14 protein-coding genes and 1 pseudogene are annotated in these 18,120 nt (G+C 45.6%); 4 read left to right on the top strand and 11 right to left on the bottom strand.

The features are described 5' to 3' along the window. Positions 1-202: 202 nt before the first annotated feature. From ASD24_RS27780 to ASD24_RS27770, 3 genes are all read right to left on the bottom strand, one after another. Entirely contained in the window at positions 203-1,357 is a 1,155-nt protein-coding gene (locus tag ASD24_RS27780; protein ID WP_056703073.1) for a response regulator, read from the bottom strand. A gap of 278 nt (positions 1,358-1,635) precedes the next feature. Continuing rightward, positions 1,636-2,568: a dihydroorotate dehydrogenase gene (locus ASD24_RS27775; RefSeq protein WP_056703070.1), complete on the bottom strand. Its 933-nt coding sequence runs from the start codon at positions 2,566-2,568 to the stop codon at positions 1,636-1,638. Next, positions 2,549-3,250 carry a dihydroorotate dehydrogenase electron transfer subunit gene (locus tag ASD24_RS27770; RefSeq protein ID WP_056703547.1) on the bottom strand — a complete coding sequence of 234 codons (702 nt, stop codon included), beginning with the start codon at positions 3,248-3,250 and terminating at the stop codon, positions 2,549-2,551. Before ASD24_RS27770 ends, ASD24_RS27775 begins: the two co-directional genes overlap by 20 nt. Before the next feature lie 236 nt (positions 3,251-3,486). Between ASD24_RS27770 and ASD24_RS27765 the strand changes: the two genes are divergently transcribed. Continuing rightward, complete coding sequence (locus ASD24_RS27765; RefSeq protein WP_056703067.1) at positions 3,487-3,984, top strand: DinB family protein; 498 nt, start codon at positions 3,487-3,489, stop codon at positions 3,982-3,984. A gap of 231 nt (positions 3,985-4,215) precedes the next feature. Here ASD24_RS27765 and ASD24_RS27760 read toward each other — a convergent pair whose 3' ends face one another. From ASD24_RS27760 to ASD24_RS27735, 6 genes and pseudogenes are all read right to left on the bottom strand, one after another. Further along, on the bottom strand, positions 4,216-5,196 hold the full coding sequence (locus ASD24_RS27760) for an SMI1/KNR4 family protein (RefSeq protein ID WP_056703066.1): 981 nt from the start codon (positions 5,194-5,196) through the stop codon (positions 4,216-4,218). A gap of 119 nt (positions 5,197-5,315) precedes the next feature. Then, positions 5,316-5,834: an SUKH-4 family immunity protein gene (locus ASD24_RS27755; protein WP_235540933.1), complete on the bottom strand. Its 519-nt coding sequence runs from the start codon at positions 5,832-5,834 to the stop codon at positions 5,316-5,318. Positions 5,835-5,849: 15 nt separating this feature from the next. Further along, a complete protein-coding gene (locus tag ASD24_RS27750; protein ID WP_156395575.1) occupies positions 5,850-6,110 on the bottom strand; it encodes a hypothetical protein in 261 nt (86 codons plus the stop codon). A gap of 149 nt (positions 6,111-6,259) precedes the next feature. After that, entirely contained in the window at positions 6,260-6,565 is a 306-nt protein-coding gene (locus ASD24_RS27745) for a hypothetical protein (RefSeq protein ID WP_056703060.1), read from the bottom strand. Between the two features lie 43 nt (positions 6,566-6,608). After that, on the bottom strand, positions 6,609-7,274 hold the full coding sequence (locus ASD24_RS27740) for a hypothetical protein (RefSeq protein WP_235540931.1): 666 nt from the start codon (positions 7,272-7,274) through the stop codon (positions 6,609-6,611). A gap of 130 nt (positions 7,275-7,404) precedes the next feature. Beyond that, positions 7,405-8,279: pseudogene (locus ASD24_RS27735) on the bottom strand (AraC family transcriptional regulator). Between the two features lie 199 nt (positions 8,280-8,478). On the opposite strand from ASD24_RS27735, the gene ASD24_RS27730 reads away from it, so the two are divergent. Further along, positions 8,479-9,096 carry a hypothetical protein gene (locus ASD24_RS27730; protein ID WP_056703054.1) on the top strand — a complete coding sequence of 206 codons (618 nt, stop codon included), beginning with the start codon at positions 8,479-8,481 and terminating at the stop codon, positions 9,094-9,096. Between the two features lie 170 nt (positions 9,097-9,266). Here the strand turns inward: ASD24_RS27730 and ASD24_RS27725 are convergent, their stop codons facing one another. Further along, positions 9,267-11,381: a TerD family protein gene (locus ASD24_RS27725; RefSeq protein ID WP_056703050.1), complete on the bottom strand. Its 2,115-nt coding sequence runs from the start codon at positions 11,379-11,381 to the stop codon at positions 9,267-9,269. A 430-nt stretch (positions 11,382-11,811) separates the two neighbouring features. Here ASD24_RS27725 and ASD24_RS27720 point away from each other — a divergent pair, with 430 nt between their 5' ends. Both ASD24_RS27720 and ASD24_RS27715 read left to right on the top strand, forming a co-directional pair. Next, complete coding sequence (locus ASD24_RS27720) at positions 11,812-12,900, top strand: hypothetical protein (RefSeq protein WP_056703046.1); 1,089 nt, start codon at positions 11,812-11,814, stop codon at positions 12,898-12,900. A 115-nt stretch (positions 12,901-13,015) separates the two neighbouring features. Further along, positions 13,016-16,138: an ATP-binding protein gene (locus tag ASD24_RS27715; RefSeq protein WP_056703541.1), complete on the top strand. Its 3,123-nt coding sequence runs from the start codon at positions 13,016-13,018 to the stop codon at positions 16,136-16,138. Positions 16,139-16,323: 185 nt separating this feature from the next. Here ASD24_RS27715 and ASD24_RS27710 read toward each other — a convergent pair whose 3' ends face one another. Then, complete coding sequence (locus tag ASD24_RS27710) at positions 16,324-17,829, bottom strand: malate:quinone oxidoreductase (protein WP_056703043.1); 1,506 nt, start codon at positions 17,827-17,829, stop codon at positions 16,324-16,326. Positions 17,830-18,120: the final 291 nt, after the last annotated feature.

Genomic DNA, 18,120 nt, shown 5'->3' with positions numbered 1-18,120 from the left:
ATTGTTACACTCCGCGCTTCTAATGTTAAATATACTAACATATGGGACGTTCATTAGAAATAATTAAAATAAGGGAACCCACCTTCCAACCATCAAAAAAAGACCGAAAACAATGTATTCGGTCTTGGTTATATAACAACACAGCGATCTGTGCTGGTACGATATTCAATATTGGCAGATGCGCAAGCAAGGAGCCCATGTATTATTTTCTAATTTTCGTTAAACCCTGCTTCCAATCTTGGTACCATTCCCTGATGTTCTGACTGACCGGAATCTCTAAATCCTGTTCCATTCTAGTCGTTAGCAGGCGATATTGCTCTTCTACACCATAATCATTATCTAACTCATCATATAACTTCATAAGGATAAAATAACTCTCTTCCTCATCAGGCAGCAACTGCTGAATCCGGCGTGTATTCTCAATGACCTTCTCATGCAGCTCTTGTTGCTGATAATAATGGATGAGTTGTCTCATATGGAATAACCACAGATACCGTAGTCTTTCCCGTTCGGGCTCTGCCCACATGTACTCATAGTTCCCAAGATACGTGCCTTTGTATAACCCTAGCACATGCTCATAAGCATCCACTGTACTTGAATCCACACTCTTCCACTGCTTCACTTCCTGTTCCCACCGCTCACTATCTAACTGAACTTCACCTAATTCCAGACGGTAGCCTGCTTCCAGATGTCCACTCTGGATCGTGACCATATCCATATGATAGGCTTTGAGGGTTTGGCGTACATGGTACATCGCGGTGTAGAGCTGATGCACGGTCTTGTCCTCTTCCAGCTCTGGCCATAACAGCTCAAGCAAGGTACTGCGATGGATAATCTGATTGCGGTGATGAAGCAGATAGGCGAAGAGCTCTTGGGCTTTACTTGTACGCCACTTGGCCGTTTGCGCCTCCTGACCAGGCAACTTGAATTGTATCTGATTAAAACAACAAATGAGAGGTGTATTCGTATCCCTGCCCTTTTGCTCCCGTTTCAAATTCAATCTTTCCCTTACCCGGCTTAACGTCTGCTGGAAACGATCCTTCTTGATCGGCTTCATCACATAGTCTAAGGCCTGTAAATCGAATGCATGCACAGCATATTGATCATGACTGGTCACAAAAATAATCTCGATATCAGGTGCTGCCTGTTGGATCTTCCTGCCCAGCTCTAGACCATTAATCTCCGGCATGTGAATATCCAGAAACACCACATCAGGGCGTTGTATCATGACTCCCGTCATTACCTCTGTTGGATCAGAGTAGGTAGCCAGAACTTCAACCCCACTGACTTCTTTCTCTAGTATTTTCTTAAGGCCGATCAATGCTAAACGTTCATCGTCAACTAATATGACCTTCACAGGAGCTTCCTCCTTGATTCCGAAGTCTTGAGATACATTATTATAACACAGAAATTTACAGTTCTCTTCCTCATATTCAATCCGCTATTTTATTTTTTAACGATTACAATTGTTACTAATTACTATAGGTCAGGGTCTGTAAATCTGCAACAATATCAATCAAATGATCTGACTATGGAATCCTTATGAAGTCACGCCAAACAAGCTGTCCTCGGTATGCCTACCAACAACAGCTTTAAGTTTACACTATATAAATGAGGATAGAAGCCCTTCGTCCTTTATATGATTCCTCGGATCTCATCCAACGAATTCACCTTTTCCCGCTGCATCCACTGTTCAAGACCTTCTACCAATTCCGCTCCTGCCCGCAACTGAACGAAATTATAGGTTCCAATCTGAATGGCTGCCGCACCTGCCATCGTGAACTCAATAATATCCTCGACAGAGCTAATTCCGCCGATGCCGATCACTGGGATAGATACCGCCTGAGCCACTTGATGCACCATTCGTAGCGCAATCGGCTTGATCGCAGGCCCAGAGAGACCTGCGTACGTATTCTCAAATACACTACGGCGACGACGGATATCAATTTTCATCGCTGAAAAGGTGTTAATTAGGGATACGCCGTCTGCCCCCTCCTTCTCACACATGATCGCCATCTCTGTAATATTCTCTGCATTAGGAGATAGCTTAACGACCAGCGGGAGTGTTGTTACGTTACGCACCTGTCGCACCACTTCCCGCGCCATTTCCGTCTGAACGCCGAATTGCATCCCTCCCTGCTTCACATTGGGACAAGAGATGTTCAGCTCCAGCATATCCACTCCCCTGCGATTCATCGTACGCCGTTTCTGTGCATTTTCCGTAATCAAGGCCACAGCCTGCACATATTCCTCCAGATTGGCACCGCCTATATTGGCAATTACTGCCGTATCCCAGCGAGTCATCTCATCCAGTTCATCTTTTAGAAAGGCAACAACCCCCGGATTCTCCAGACCTACACTATTGAGCAAGCCAGACGCCGTTTCATTGATTCGCACACCCTGATTACCGTCCTTCGGATGCAAGGTTAACCCCTTACCAACGATGCCACCCAATAGGGCAGGCGCAACATATTCCTGATATTCACGTCCAAATCCATACGTGCCTGAAGCCATAATGATCGGATTTTTCATAGACACACCTGCAATATTACATGCCATGGAGATCATCGAACTCCACCTCCTCAACGGGGAATACAGGTCCTTCCTTACAGACCCTACGATTACCTGTACGGGTGCGAATTGTACAACCTAAGCACGCACCAATGCCACAAGCCATATGCCGTTCCGTGGAAATGTATAAACGAGAAGATGTCCCTACTGTTTGCAGCGCAAGAGCCTGAAGCATGGGAGTCGGGCCACAGGAGAACATATACTTGTAATGCGCTGGATTAACCAGCTCCACAATACTCCCGCCAACCTTCACTTGCACAGAAGCTGCCACAGCCTGAAAGGCTTCAACGCCGAAGGATTGCTCCGCAAATCCTAGATACACATGTGCATGAGGGTAATGCTTCGCAGCCAGCAGTAATGGAGCGGTACCCATGCCACCTCCAATGAGAGCCAAGCTCCCCTCGACCTGTGGGAAACCATTCCCGAACGGCCCCTCCAGCTTAATCTCCTGACCAGGCAATAGCTTCGATAACTGCCGTGTCCCTTCTCCAACAACACGGTACAAAAAGGAAATGTCATGTTCCCCGATGTCATAAATGCTTATCGGCCTAGGTAACAGTGGGTAACTCATTCCGCTGCGGAGCATGTAGAACTGTCCCATCTTCCCCTTGTAAGTTCCCTGTACTTTCATCACATAGATCTGCGGAGCAAGTGCTTCATTCGAAATGATCATAGCCATAGCCAATATAACCCCTCCATTAACCACTCACTATATCGCAAAAGGTTCAAACAGTACGTGACAGATTTCACATTGTGAATCATAGATTAAGTTCTGCACCTGGATCATCATAACGTCGATCACTCTGAACCACTGGGGGCGGAGCTGTGATGCACTATTTTTGTTTTGCAAAATTTAATTGTATACTATTCTTAAGATCACAAACTTAATTAGAGAATTAGAGGAGATGACTCCGCATGTCGGATGCAAATCAATCGTTTGGACAAGCTTTGGTAAAATCACTCGTTGGGGAACGTGGGCATCTACCCATTGCTCGCGCTCTACCCGACATCAGCGTGGAGCTCGCCGGGCGCGTTCATGAACATATGCCGTACACAATCTATCAGCTCGTTAAACACATGCACTACTGGCAACAATTCATGTTGACACATATCGAGGGAAAGAAGCCACAACTTCCTGCCAATGTTATGGAGAGCTGGCCTGAAGAGACAGAACCGCAGGATGAAGCGACGTGGACAGCAGATATTCAGGCTTTTCTAGCTGGTATTGATCAGGCGGTAACTATTGCGAAGACAGCTCAACTGGATAACACATTGCCGTATTTCCCAGGTGAGACGATCGCTGGACTGCTGCGCAACATTGCATCTCACAACTCCTATCATCTAGGAGAGATTGTACTGTTACGTCGTTTCTACGGGGCATGGCCGCCACCTGGAGGCGGTTACCCAGCTTAAACCGCAGAGTCGAGCCTAGATAGACAACAATAAGCCGTAGAGGGAGCACTCGCTCCTACTACGGCTTGTTTAAGCTCTTTATTTATACTGCGCTGTGCCCATGAATCTATAGGGGCTTTCCCCGATAATCTTTTCCACAATGCTACTTAATTCATCATTCAGACAGAACTTGTCCCAATAATAAGGAAACCAACCCTTGCGCTACCATCCGATCTTCCCCTCAGGTTCTTTCTACCCCTCTCGATGCACAAGCCCCTGAACAAATGTCTCGAAGTTTGGCGCAAGCGTCGTCACCCTGTACTGGTTGTCCTTGTCCACGTGAACGACCTCCGGTTCCGCGTCATTTCCAGCTGAACGATAATCCAGCATGACCACTCCAGACTGAGAGGCACACTCACTAAGCACCACTCCAAATTCCGGATAACCACCTTGCTCGATCAAAGCCCAGCTTCCCGCAGATCCGCACAGTGAATTCGATTTCTCACGGCCAATTCCCAAGATCCCCTTCAACTCGATGTACTCTTCCACACCTGAATCTGTTGCACCAATAGGGAAATACCGATTGTTCGGCACGCCTCCATTATGGTTCTTCATCATCTGAACATAAGAATCTGGTAGTCTGAAGACCAGTTCCTCTTCAACGGAAGCGATGAGACCCTCACTTGGCGGATTAGATACATATTGCTCCAAAGCCTGCTCACTATCATTCCAGAAGTGGGTCGGATCGAAGTTTTCATTAAGCTGAACTGTTATCACTGTAGGCGCAGAGGTTGTAATCTCTTCTACAGACTCCGAATCAAGTTCAGACTCATGGTCAGGTTCAGAATCTTCTTCAACTTCTGTCTCCTCATCGGATTCATCACTGTCATTGTTTCGAATCCACTCCAGAAATTCTAGGGTATCCTCATCCCCAGGTTCCAGCTCATCCGATCTCTCAAAAGCTTCCTCTGCACGATCATATTGCTCTAGATAGTAGTAGGCTAGACCAATCCGATAATGCCACAGTGCATCATCTTTGCCCTCTTCGGCAACCGTCAGGAATTGTTCAACTGCCTCTTCATAACGCTCCAGATTATTCAGCGCTCTCCCCAAATGGTTAACCAACTCGTAATTTCTTTCTTCCGCAGGAATTGCTTGAACTGCATCTACGATGCTCTGATATTTATCCTCTTCATGCCACTCTTCTAGCTGAACCAACAGATCGTCTCTCATGGTTATCCTCCCCGTTCATTCACGTTAAACAACTTGTTGAAAATTATACCACTTTCCAGATGCTCGTCTCCAGTTAAGCCTGATTGTAGAGTTAGATGTTCATAGGAGCACAAAAGGACTCATAGTCCAGTTTTGTAATCCTCGATTAGATGCGACCAATACCCTTCAACATCGTTCATTGCGATTGGATCAAGTTCTTTAAATATCTCATGTAACTCATCAGCATAGTTATATGTAGTATATTTGCCTTCCTGCCTCATTTGCATCGCTACTTCGTTCCTAACGAGATGAAATAAGAAGAATGTCTTCATATCTTGGTTCAGCTTATATACATGAGGCTCGTGGAAGGAAGAGCTTGCGTACAGTCCATTACTACCTTCTTTAAGGTATAGCCCATACTCACTAAAACTATAATGGCCTATCTGGATAAAAGACTCACCATCAATGGTGCATTTCTGAAAATGGACTAAATCATAGAATACAAAAATATCGAATTTTGCGGGTATACCCACCTCGATCATAAAATCGGCATTATGACGGCTCACACCTAAACTCAATAATTGCTTGTAATCATATTCTTGTAGCTGTGTGTCATAGTAATCTCGGATCTGTCGAATGTCGAAATCCATATTGAACATCCTATGACCCCCATTTTAAATTCTCGTCTGCATTATCTGATCTACCTTAACTCTTGTTGGGTCGACAATAACATCTAATAGAGGAAGATCGCTAAAACCGATGAACTGGAGGTGGACTAGATTCACGTATTCTTCTGGATCATGATCCATTTCCTTCAATTCTTTTTTTTCAATCTCAAGCAGCTCTGATTCACGAAGTACATTAACGGTATTGATCTCTCTGCCCAATGAGTTATATTCGTATAACCTGGTGTAGTGAGCAATCATTATGCTCATTCTGGTCTGATCCCATCGTTGAATTACTATTTCTAGTTGTTCTTGCGATATATGTAACGATGAGATGCATGCTTCATCTAGTTGAAGATTCAGGGCTTCCATTTAATACCCCCATTTCTGATCTTGGCACATGAACCTATGTCATTGAATTATTCCGACTCCGACTTCTTAATAGTTGACAAATCCCCCTCAGCCGAGCCCTTGTCCCGCGTGTAAGTAACCGTGTAGTATTGATTGATCTCGATGAGATTCCATGTATTCTCGTCGCTTATATGCACTTTGGTCGTTTCTTGGTCGGGGTCGTCTATATTCTGAACGTCAATCCAATAGTCAGAGTCAGATGAGTCTTTAGCAACCACTGAGATGATTGCACTGGTCGTCATCGTAGTTTTGCCGCAGGAGCTCATCATAACAGCGGACAATAACAGCATTACAAGAAGCCTTACCCGCTTCATTAGAATCTCATCCTTCCTTCGATATGCTCCACATCACGTTATCTCACTTCACGCTCAAGGATATTCCATATTTCTCACATAACCAGGAGGTGCTCATCTCTTGGGCTGCACTTGGGCTTATCCGTACTGGTGGCTTCTGCTCCTGTAACGCATCTAACGATGCCCCCGCGTATACCTTAAATCGAAGTGGCTTGGTCATTTTTTTGACCGATTGTGAAGTCTCTGCAAATAACGCATATGTAAACGGCAGGTGCTCCCGAATATCTTCATAGATATAATAATTTCCCTGTTCGTCCTGGAGATTAATTTGGAAGCCTTTTGGCAACGAGAGCAAAATATACGGGAATTCGTCCTCTGCCCACTGTTCTTGAACTGGGAAGCTATATCCTTCGTTTTTCATAAAAAACCCAGAGGTTCGTTCATCTAAATTACAGACAACAGAATACACCCAATGAGGGTGTTGGTTAGGCTTCTCTTGTGCTGTGAAATACTGAAAATAGGTTGCATAAGCTTCGCACACTTGATCTAGATCATGCGAGGTCGCAGCATAATTCGAAAGAGTAAATTGACATTCCTTCTGTTGAAAGAGTTCCAATGTACTTCTCATTTCTTCTGGTGTCACTAGAAACTTCAGTTTATAGAGACCACTATTCTTCATCGATTCAGGTGCCCCCTGTGTAGGACGTGTCTCAACATCTGCGTCTTTCACAGTTTTCAGACACGCCCTAGAATGATTTTGCACGATCAACGTCAGTCAGCCAACATATAAACGAATCTCACACCCATTCTACACATGGAACCTCTTCTCCTGCTCATATACACGTGGGCAACAAGCGATCTCATCTCTTCTGCACAGGTATCCAAATCTCACTCTTATACTGCGGATCAGTGACATCCTTATGCTCATTCCAGAGTATTTCTGGCCCTTCACTCAGCTCATAATTGGATGATGGGAACCACTCTGCATAGATCCGTCCCCAAACCTCCTGAAGTGTGCTTGGAAATGGACCAATAGCGGTAAATATTGCCCAAGTCGAAGCAGCTACCTCCAGTTGTGCCAGACCTTCTCTGGTGCTTCTTGTGTTGTCGCTGCACCGATATAGTGATCCAGTTCTCCTTGCTCCTGCATCCGATCCTCACTGAAATGAATCGAAGCGCTAATTAATCCATGGGGCTGGACGTTCGATAACCCTTTAATGGTATCAATGAGCTCCGGCGTAAGACGCTGAACCATCGCAGCAATGTGCGGATTCACACCATGGAATATGATTGGCACCCGTTCACTAATGCCCACAATTCGAAACGCTTCTTTTTCCTCAATACGGTAGTTCATTTCGCTTCCTCCTTGAATGCTTAACTGAAATGTCATCCGCGGGAAGGCTTTGAGTGATGGACTGTGATCACGCACTTCGGAAGGCGTAACACCATGCATGCTTTGAAAAGCTCGAGTGAATGAATCTGGCGAAGTGTAACCGTACTTTAGTGCAAGATCAATAATCTTGCTATCGTTTCGACCTAGCTCCATCGCCGCTAACGTCAGTCGCCGACGTCGAATGTATTCTGAGAATGTGACACCGCTAAGAAACGAGAACATCCGTGTAAAATGATATTCCGAGCAACAGGCGATCCGGGCAACCTCTTTCATATCGACAGTGTACAGCAGGTTCTCTTCAACGTAATTCAGAGCTTCATTTAAGCGCGTTAGCGAATCCATATCATCATCCCTCCCTCGTTATTGGAAGCATAGCAAAACCCCTCTGTTCACATCCGACTTTACTTGCACCGTTCTGTAGGCTCGATCTGATGTGGTTGGTAAATGGAGTACGATACATTCTGTAGAAACATCATAACTTTTAATCGTTGGATGCGTTGTATTTTTAAGCATGTAAATATTTATGTAAGGAGAACGACCATTGAGAAAAAATAATGCAATAAAGTACATCTTCATCATTGTTGCTGCAGTACTTATTTCTAACGTAATTCAATTCTATGTATTTAATCAAAACAACATGGAGCCAAAGGATGACACCCTCCCACCGATCTATGAAAGTAAAGCGAACTTATACACGGATTACTCCAGTGGTGTTCAGAATATATATAGGTTTTTGGTGAACCTAAACAATGCACATACACGAAATGAAGCTAAATTCTTATCCGATGGATTTATATCTGGCATGAGCGCAGACCATTATACGTATCTAGAGTCGATCATACAGAAAATGGACCATGGTGAGAATACGAACGAAGTACAGCGCATTATCGAGACAAATCAGAATCTGTACCTGATGATCTACGAGTTAAGGGACTATTTTGATGTTAAAGAGAACAATGCAGATTTCCCTGACCATTGGAATGAGGTTCATACACTACTAGAAGAGATCACCAATCAGATCGCTTCTGGCTCTTCCGAAAGTACAACCTTATACAATATCACTAGTTATCCTGAGAATTTCATTATTAAAGAAGACTATAAGACGACCATGTCATCCTTAAACGAAAATATAGCTAATATCATTGAACTAATTCGTTGATTCGCTAAACATACTTCACGGGTTAGTTCATCAACTTATCTTCCACTCTGCAATATAGCCGTAAAATGTACCCGTTCAATCTATATCTGATCCACAAAAAAGAGCAGCCCTGGGCTGCTCTTCCCTAGCTCCTATTCATTTCTCTATGCATTGAAGTACATATTCAGACATCAGGCCAGATACTCCGCCATAATCTGCTCAATATCATAAGGGGTAACCCCCTGCTCAACCGAGTAGATCGTATCTGCCTGATCCATCGTATCCACCAGCTCACCGCGGGCTTTCGCATGGAGCAGGAACAGGTCGTGCAGAGCTGGTTTGCGCAGCGTCGTAAGGGCTTTGCCCATCAGCACCATGCCTTTCCGGTTGCCTTCCACGTTGTTATTCAGCTCTGGATGTCGGGTCAGGGCCAGATCTGTCCAGATCACGGTACGCTCTACCAGATCTAGAATGACAGGAATCGCAATTTGCGTATCTGCGGTGACATCAATTTTGTTAGATACGGTAGTCGGTTCAAAGACTTCACCTGAGCCAGGCTTCTTCCGCATCATCCAACCAACAAAACATTCCGGCAGATCGCAGTAGGGATGACTGGTAAAGGATAGCATCGTAGCGACCACATATCGTCCACCATAGTTCACAATCGACGGGATGTGCAGATCAATAAACTCACATGCACCTTGTGGTGCTGCCACAATATCCCCGCTATGGACGGCTTTATACTTGGATGACCGAAGGTTCGTGTAGGAAATATGTTCCACATAGTTCCAGTTCTCGTCATACATGACGGCGGATAGATCAATATCCACACGACCTGTCGATTGACCATTTACGACTCCTTCTTTCCACCAGTTGAAGAAACGAATCGTATCTCCCTCGTCCATCGGCACACGGCTCCCACGTACAATCGTATGCAACGCCTTACTTGCCGATCTCTGGGAGAAGGGCACCAGATAATGGTGCAATCTTGGATCAACATACGTCTTCCCCAGTGGAGGAAGGGTAGCAAACCGCGTTACCAGTTCCTGTTCGCATACTTGCACAACATCACGGCAGATCGCTTCATCGATATAAGGCAGTTCATCCGGGATCGCGACTGCTTTCGGCACATTGCCTTTAGGGAAGAAGACACGCAGATCCTGCGGTTCATTACGCTGTGCGAAGTGTTGCTTCACCTGCAACAGCACCGGCGTGGACACTTGCCCTACAACCTCGCTGAATGCCAGCACGACATACACCTCATCCTCGGTTATCCGCAGCAAGTGATCCAATCTTCTCGCGAATTCACCCGGACGTTGTGACAACAAGTCGATGAGACTCCACACATTCCGGTATTGAAAAGCAAGCTCTACGCTGCCGTTAAAGGTTGAATACGGTTTATTATTACGCAAAATATCAAAAGCCTCTTGGCATCGCGGATACCGATGCTTATATTCCGAAGGATGTAGAATTTCACCAAGGCGAATCCAGCGATCCTTGTACCGCAGCATATCCTCTGTTATCGAGCCACATTGCTCTAGCAGGCTGAGCAGTAGACGTCTCTCACGCCGCTTGAATTTACGGAATGGCGAAGCCAGCGCCAGGCTGACATCCCCATCCGACCAGGCAACCGCCAGACGGAGGACATCACTTGCCGTTTTGAAGTACAGACCGATTCGCTCCATACTTGCCTGTTCATGCTGCAATAATGAAGCAACCACGAAGCCTACATTTTCTTTGAACGGGATCTCAGCAGGCAGGATGGCATCCACCTCACATGCATCTGCATGTTCTAGTACTGCATCGATATCTTCCTTGTCTGTCTGCGAAATGGAACCCTTGGCTTCGATCATCTGGCAGATTAGCGTCTGGAACGCTTGCTTGGTGCCAAGACCAATCACGTTCAGCTTCGTTTGCTCCATGAAGGGTGATCTCTCCACCGATGGTTGATCCAGATGCTCTGCGGTTACATGAGTCAGATAGTGGATGATGGCGTTCAGATATAAATCTGCCTCATTCTCCTCCATCACTTGAAGGGGGAACCCTGGATACATTGGTTTGTACGCCACATGGGCACCCACCATGACTTTTAAATCACGGATAAGCTTTGTATATAATGCTTCAAATTGCTCCTTGGACAACTGCTTCACCGCTTGAATCAACTCATTGGAGAAGGTATATCCAAGGGCTTCCACATTTTTGAGGGCTGTCGCCAGAATCGTTTTGGATAGCTGTCTCTGCCCTTCGCATTCGCTCGGCTCAATGATAAGTTTGTTTGCTCTGCGCAAATAGATTGTATTGTTCATGATTAAAGAGTCCAGGAAAGCCACATCCCTAAATAACATGAAAGGTTAGGGGTAGAAGGAAGGAATGTGATAGCCTGGACGCCTCCTCTCTGACATAAAATCCTTCAGGAGAGCTGCGACCCTATTATCTCAATATGATGGTAGAAGGAAGGATCGCAATAGCCTGAAGGCCGAAGGTCGGAAGTTCGTAACCCGAACCTTTGGTGAACCCATCATCTCAGATTCCATGAAATCCCAACAGGGCAAAAGTATTACGACTTGATATCAGACGCGATGAACTTGAGATAATCTTGGAATGGCAAGGCGGCACTGCTTGAACAATATCAATCAGAATGCTATCGTTCCTAATAGCGAACAGAATGCACAGAGTTTACCAGAAGATGTTGTTAGGAAGACAGTAAAATCCATACAGGAACCGAGGATATGATCAATGGAGATACAGCCACGAATTCAGTCATTCATTTATGAATATTTTAAGATCAAATTCAAACAGGAAATACAGCCTGCTCCGTGGGGAGCCTTCCAATACCGTTTCGATGAGGATAATTGCGCTGAATTATCATTTGTCGGTGAACCGGAGGAATCTTTTACGAATTGGATGTACGATCTACAGCCGCGAGACGCCCACTATGTTGCAAGTCCAGACTGGCAGCCTGCGCTCGCCGAGAGGTTCCACCAGATGGATGTCTATGATGAACTAATCCTGTATTATTTACTATTCACGATCAATAGCACGCTGACGATCCGCCCGACGAATGCCTACAACGCCATGAATGATAGGATGAAAAGTTATAGCTTCTTTCAAATGTCCCACTGTAGTGCGGCGTCTCGAATTAGTGAAGAACAGCAACACCAGTTACGCGACTTTTTCTTCTTTTTCTATCTGTACGCCCATCCCGTGAATGAAGACACACTCTATGCCTGTTCATTCCGTGAGCAGCGCTTAGTCCATACCAAATCGAATATCTCATTAGAGCATTATTTCTCAGCATTTCATGATCACTACAGTGAACATTGCGATCAATATAGAGATGACCTCATCATCAATCCTGACGACATCCAAGCGAGCAAACACCTCACACTGGAGCTGTTACGCATACTTGAGGGCAAGTCATCCCCACTGCTCATGCCTTCGGAGGAAGGATTGGAAGCGGTGGTAGAGCTGATTAACAACGTGGATTTGATGCTGCAGTTATACGAAGACAATCCATCGGCGCTATTTGAGATCATGAGAGATTTCCTGGTTGAAGATCATTCTACGCTATACCGCGATCATTGCTTCACCACACTGCTCCAGAACTATGTATGTTACATTCTGTACTTCAAGTTTGATGAGATTCACACACTGGTAGATTACTTCAGCAGCACACCGACCTGGTGCGGAATCATCATTAATAAAATGTTTACGGATACCATCTTCATCCAGAGAATCATGCGATTGAAGCAGATTGACATTAGCGCCTACCCGGATGTTATTGCACACTTTGGTGAGGAAGCGAGAAGTATCTATTTATCATAGCTCGCTTAGAAGTTATATCTTCATAATCTGTGTCTCTACAATCTGTGTCTCAAAATAAGGCGACCTATGTATCCCATGCAGGATTTTGCAGGATCATGTCGAACTTATCTCAGCTATGAAACCGTTCATTCGTAAACTCATCCCTCGATATGTCGTCATGTCGATTCTATTCCTGTCCGTTCTGCTCGGATTCCGCTGGTTATGGGCCGAGTCCTTCGCCATGCCAGAACAACCGCATCCTGAGCGTGGGGTGTTGGATCTTCGCGGTTGGAACTTTGCCGAAGCTCCCATTCTGTCGTTGGACGGCGAATGGGAGTTTCATCCTAGTGCATTCTTTGCACAGCATACGTTGCCACCATTAGACCAATCTGCTCCGATGATTAACGTTCCGAGTGATTGGCGTAGTGCGATGTCTCATTCAGAATCCTATGGGTATGGAACCTATCGGCTACGTATTCTTCTCGACCCTTCGATTAAGGAAGTCGCTCTCTGGGCGCAGAAAATTCAGGCCTCCTCCATCGTCGAGTTTAACGGCACGGTGGTCGCTGAATACGGACATCCTGCCGCCCAAGCCCAAGACTATCAACCAGAAAGGACAACCTTCACCGTTACTTATAACCTCGATGGTGCTGAGGAGCTTGAAATTATTGTGCGCACGGCCAACTATGATGATCCGTTTAACGGGGGCATTATACGCTCGGTCTATTTTGGCACACAAGATGCTATAACAAGTGAGCATGGGCTCTCCATTGATTTGCAAAAAATCACCTTTGCCGCTCTGTTATTGCATAGCCTGTATGCAGGTTTAATGTTTTTCTTCAATCGTAAACAGCGAGGGCTGCTTATTTTCTCCCTGCTGACTCTATCTGCCGCAATGACGGTGGTCTCTGATCATGATGGACTATTGTTAAGCTGGCTACCGCTCAATTTCACCTGGATGGTCAAAGCGAAGGCTCTTTCCTATCCTTTATTTGCATTTTTCTTGTTAATGATGGCTCGTAGCTTCTCGAACAGCTCCCGGGCTGAAACCATGTTCCGTATATATGCTGGCTTGCTTGGGAGCTATTGTGCATTCATCTTCGTAGCTCCGGTTCACCTCATCTATTATCCGGTTGAGCTAGGCTTCTCCAATGCGCTGTATCTATTTCCAATCGCTTGGTCTGTCTATCTATTTGTCAAAATGGCCGCTCAAAAGCGCAGTGACGCGACCTTTCTGCTCTTCGCCGCCACATGTAGCCTATCTAGCGTGCTGTGGGGGCTCGTAAACTCGATAAGCGAGGTTACAAATGTATATTATCCTATAGATGTGCTGGCAGCGATATTTGGGTTCTCTGCGTATTGGTTCAAGAAATACTTCCGCAACTCTTCCAAGATCGAAAGTCTCTATGAACAACTGAAAGAAGAAGATCGGCAGAAGGATCAATTTCTTGCTAATACTGCACATGAGCTGCGAACACCACTACACGGGATTATTAACATTGCAGAGAGCATCGCCGTTACTGATCAACGTTCACCCTCTAGTGACCATGTCGAAAATCTAAATCTGGTCATTACGATTGGTCGCCGGATGTCGCAGCTGGTGGATGATCTGCTGGATGTCATTCGACTGAAGGAAAACCGGATTACGCTGCATAAAAAGCCCCTTGGGCTTGCATCTGTCGTGACGGGTGTCGTCGATATGTTCAAATTTATGGCTGAGGGCAGGCCCATTCAATTGGTTATGGACGTGCCAGATACCTTGCCACGGTTGATGGCAGATGAACGAAGACTGATTCAGATTCTATACAACCTGATTCACAATGCCCTGAAATTTACGGAAGAAGGTACAATAACCGTCTCAGCTAGTGAAGTTAGGGGACAGGTACTTATTCAGGTCACCGATTCGGGGATTGGCATGAGTCCTGAGACGCAAAAGCGAATATTCGATGCCTATGAACAAGGTACGCCTGAAGCTCGGGTGAGCGGTGGAATTGGTCTAGGTCTGAGCATATGCAAACAGCTCGTTGAGCTGCATGGTGGCGAGTTAAGTGTGCAATCCATTCTGGGGCAAGGAACCACATTCTTTATTTTGTTCCCACCAGAGGATCATTCCTCACAACCAGCTCAGCCAGATCACATCGAGGAACCGATCACGAGCGAAAATGCATTGATGGTAGAGCCGATACTCGTGGCTCCACCTGTGCCAGAAAACACTCATCGAAGCTCGCCGTATTCTGACCAACCTATGGCTAGCATTCTTGCGGTTGATGACGATCCCGTCAATCTGCGTGTTCTCCGTGCAATGCTTGCCGATGAACCTTACCACATCCAATTAGTAGCGTCAGCGAATGAAGCGCTGCAACTACTGGATACGAAAACATGGGATCTTCTCATTACGGATGTGATGATGCCTCAGATGTCTGGGTACGAACTAACGCAGAAAGTGCGAGAGCGTCTATCCGTGTCGGAGTTACCTATTCTACTTCTTACGGCACGTAACGAGCCTGCGGATATCTACACTGGATTTCTGGCAGGAGCTACCGACTATATTGCCAAGCCTGTAGATGCGGTTGAGATGAAGCACCGGATTAGATCATTAATTGTACTCAAGCAATCGATTGATGAAAGGCTCCGTATGGAGGCTGCTTACTTACAAGCGCAGATTCAGCCTCATTTTCTATTCAATACGCTGAATTCCATTATGGTTCTGAGTGAGATTGATACAGAGCGAATGCAGAAGTTAGGGGATGCCTTTATTGAATATTTGCAGACGAGCTTCCATTTCGTAAATTCAGAGAAAATGGTTGAGATCTCACACGAGTTAGACCTTTCCCGTGCCTATCTCTATATTGAGAAGGAACGCTTCGAAGAGCGGCTGAGCGTGGTCTGGGATATTCCCGATGACTTGAACCTATTCCTGCCGCCATTAACCATTCAGCCACTTATTGAGAATGCAGTTCGACATGGTGTGTTAAGTAAAGTCGTTGGCGGAACAGTTCACATCCGGATCAGTCACGAAGCTACTGCTACGCTCATTGAGATTTTGGATGATGGCGTGGGAATGCAGCCTGAGCAGATCGAGCGAGCGTTGGCATGGCCTAAGCAGGGCTCAGGGCGAACTGGGGGTATTGGCTTGACCAATACACATCGTCGGTTAACTCAGATGTATGGACAAGGTCTGAGCATCGTCAGCTCACCTGGGCAGGGGACAACCGTTTCCTTCTCCATTCCTAAGCGTCTTGATGATCGTCTGAGTTAAATTACAGAGCGTCATTAAGAGCAGAGTGCAATAGCGGAGATAGCATTTGTTAACATAACGATCTCAACGCCAAATAGCTAAGCACGGTTTATATACCGGCTTAGCTATTTGGCTTGGGCGACAGAACACTGTATTACGTTTTGAGGATGTCTGTCAGCCTAAATATAATCGTTCGTGCTTCATTTCTATACGAGAAGAGCTAACTTCTCATCGGATAGACCCAATGCCTTCGAAGTGGCCGAATGGATCTCCTGTAGCAGATCTATGTTCTCCACGAGTGACACACCATAAGAAGGAATCATCTCTTTGATCTTCGGCTCCCAATCCGTTATATGTTGCGGGAAGCATTTGGCAAGAATCTCTAACATAACGTGAACAGCGGTAGAGGCTCCCGGCGAAGCACCAAGCAATGCCGCAATCGAGCCGTCCGCAGCTGTAACCACCTCTGTACCGAATTGAAGTGTTCCTTTGCCACCTTGAACGGTGTCTTTAATAACTTGCACACGCTGTCCAGCCCAGACCATATCCCAATCCTCGCTTTTGGCACCTGGGACAAAATCTCGTAATTCCTCCATGCGCTGCTCCTTAGATAACATGAGCTGTTGGATTAAGTACTTGGTTAATGAGATTTCTTTGACACCTGCTGCGAGCATCGTTAAGAGGTTATGCGTCTTCACGGATGTGATCAAGTCAGCATTCGAACCGGTCTTCAGGAACTTCGGCGAGAACCCGGCAAATGGCCCAAATAACAGCGACTTCTCGTTGTCGATATATCGGGTATCCAGATGCGGAACCGACATAGGCGGAGCTCCGACCGAAGCCTTGCCATACACTTTGGCATGATGCTGATTCACGATCTCCGGATTTTTGCAGACCATGAAGAGACCACTCACCGGGAACCCACCGATGTGTTTACCTTCTGGAATACCGGTTTTTTGTAACAAATGCAAGCTACCGCCACCGGCACCAATAAATACGAATTTGGCGGTATGACGCTCGGTTGCACCACTTCTTACATTTTTCACAGTAACTTCCCATGCTCCGTTACTTGTACGTTTCATATTTTTCACGCTGTGTTGATAGCGGATATCTACATTTTGATTTTTCAAATGATCGATCAGCATACGCGTTAAAGCACCAAAGTTAACATCCGTGCCAGAGTCAATCTTGGTCGCTGCAATCGGATCATTGCTAGTTCGATTCTTCATCATCAGCGGAATCCATTCCGCCAATGTTTCTTTATTATCCGAAAACTCCATGCCTTCAAATAAAGGGTGGTTCGATAACGCATCAAAGCGTCGTTTCAAAAATTGGACATTGTTCTCCCCATGTACGTAACTTAGATGAGGCAGCGGCATAATGAAGTCCCGCGGATTACGAATCAGATTGCTGTTGACGAGATAGGACCAAAATTGCCTTGAGATTTGAAATTGTTCATTCACCTTGATAGCTTTGCTTATATCCACGGATTTGTCTGGTCGTTCTACGGTATAGTTAAGTTCGCAGAGCGCAGAATGCCCAGTTCCGGCATTATTCCATTCGTTAGAGCTCTCTTCCCCTGCACTGGCAAGCTTCTCAAAAACTTTGATATTCCAGTCTGGTGCCAATTCTTTCAGCAAAGTTCCCAAAGTTGCACTCATAATTCCGGCACCAATCAAGATAACATCTGTACTCGTTTGTCCCTGGCTCATGTTTACCGTCCTTATATCCTATATTTGCCAAAAGGATGTAAGCGTTATCGATTTGGCATTGCAGCAAGCCCATTTTTGAACGGGATCGCACCTTCTGTTGTATGAATATAACCTTGATCTAGTGTATCAATAATATAGAGCAATTTAAATATGCAATTTCAAGATATTTGCTATTCCCTCAGTATACGCTAGTTTGCGTGCAATGGTTAGCCCGGTTATAGGGCTGAAAGATTTATTTGTTCATCGCTATTCATTATCCCTAATCAGGGATGTTCGCAGACCCATTGATTG

It is taken from the genome of Paenibacillus sp. Root52 (assembly GCF_001426865.1).
Classification (GTDB): Bacteria; Bacillota; Bacilli; order Paenibacillales; family Paenibacillaceae; genus Paenibacillus.
The sequence above is the reverse complement of the archived record's forward strand: the minus strand, read 5'-3'. Positions and strand labels throughout refer to the sequence as shown.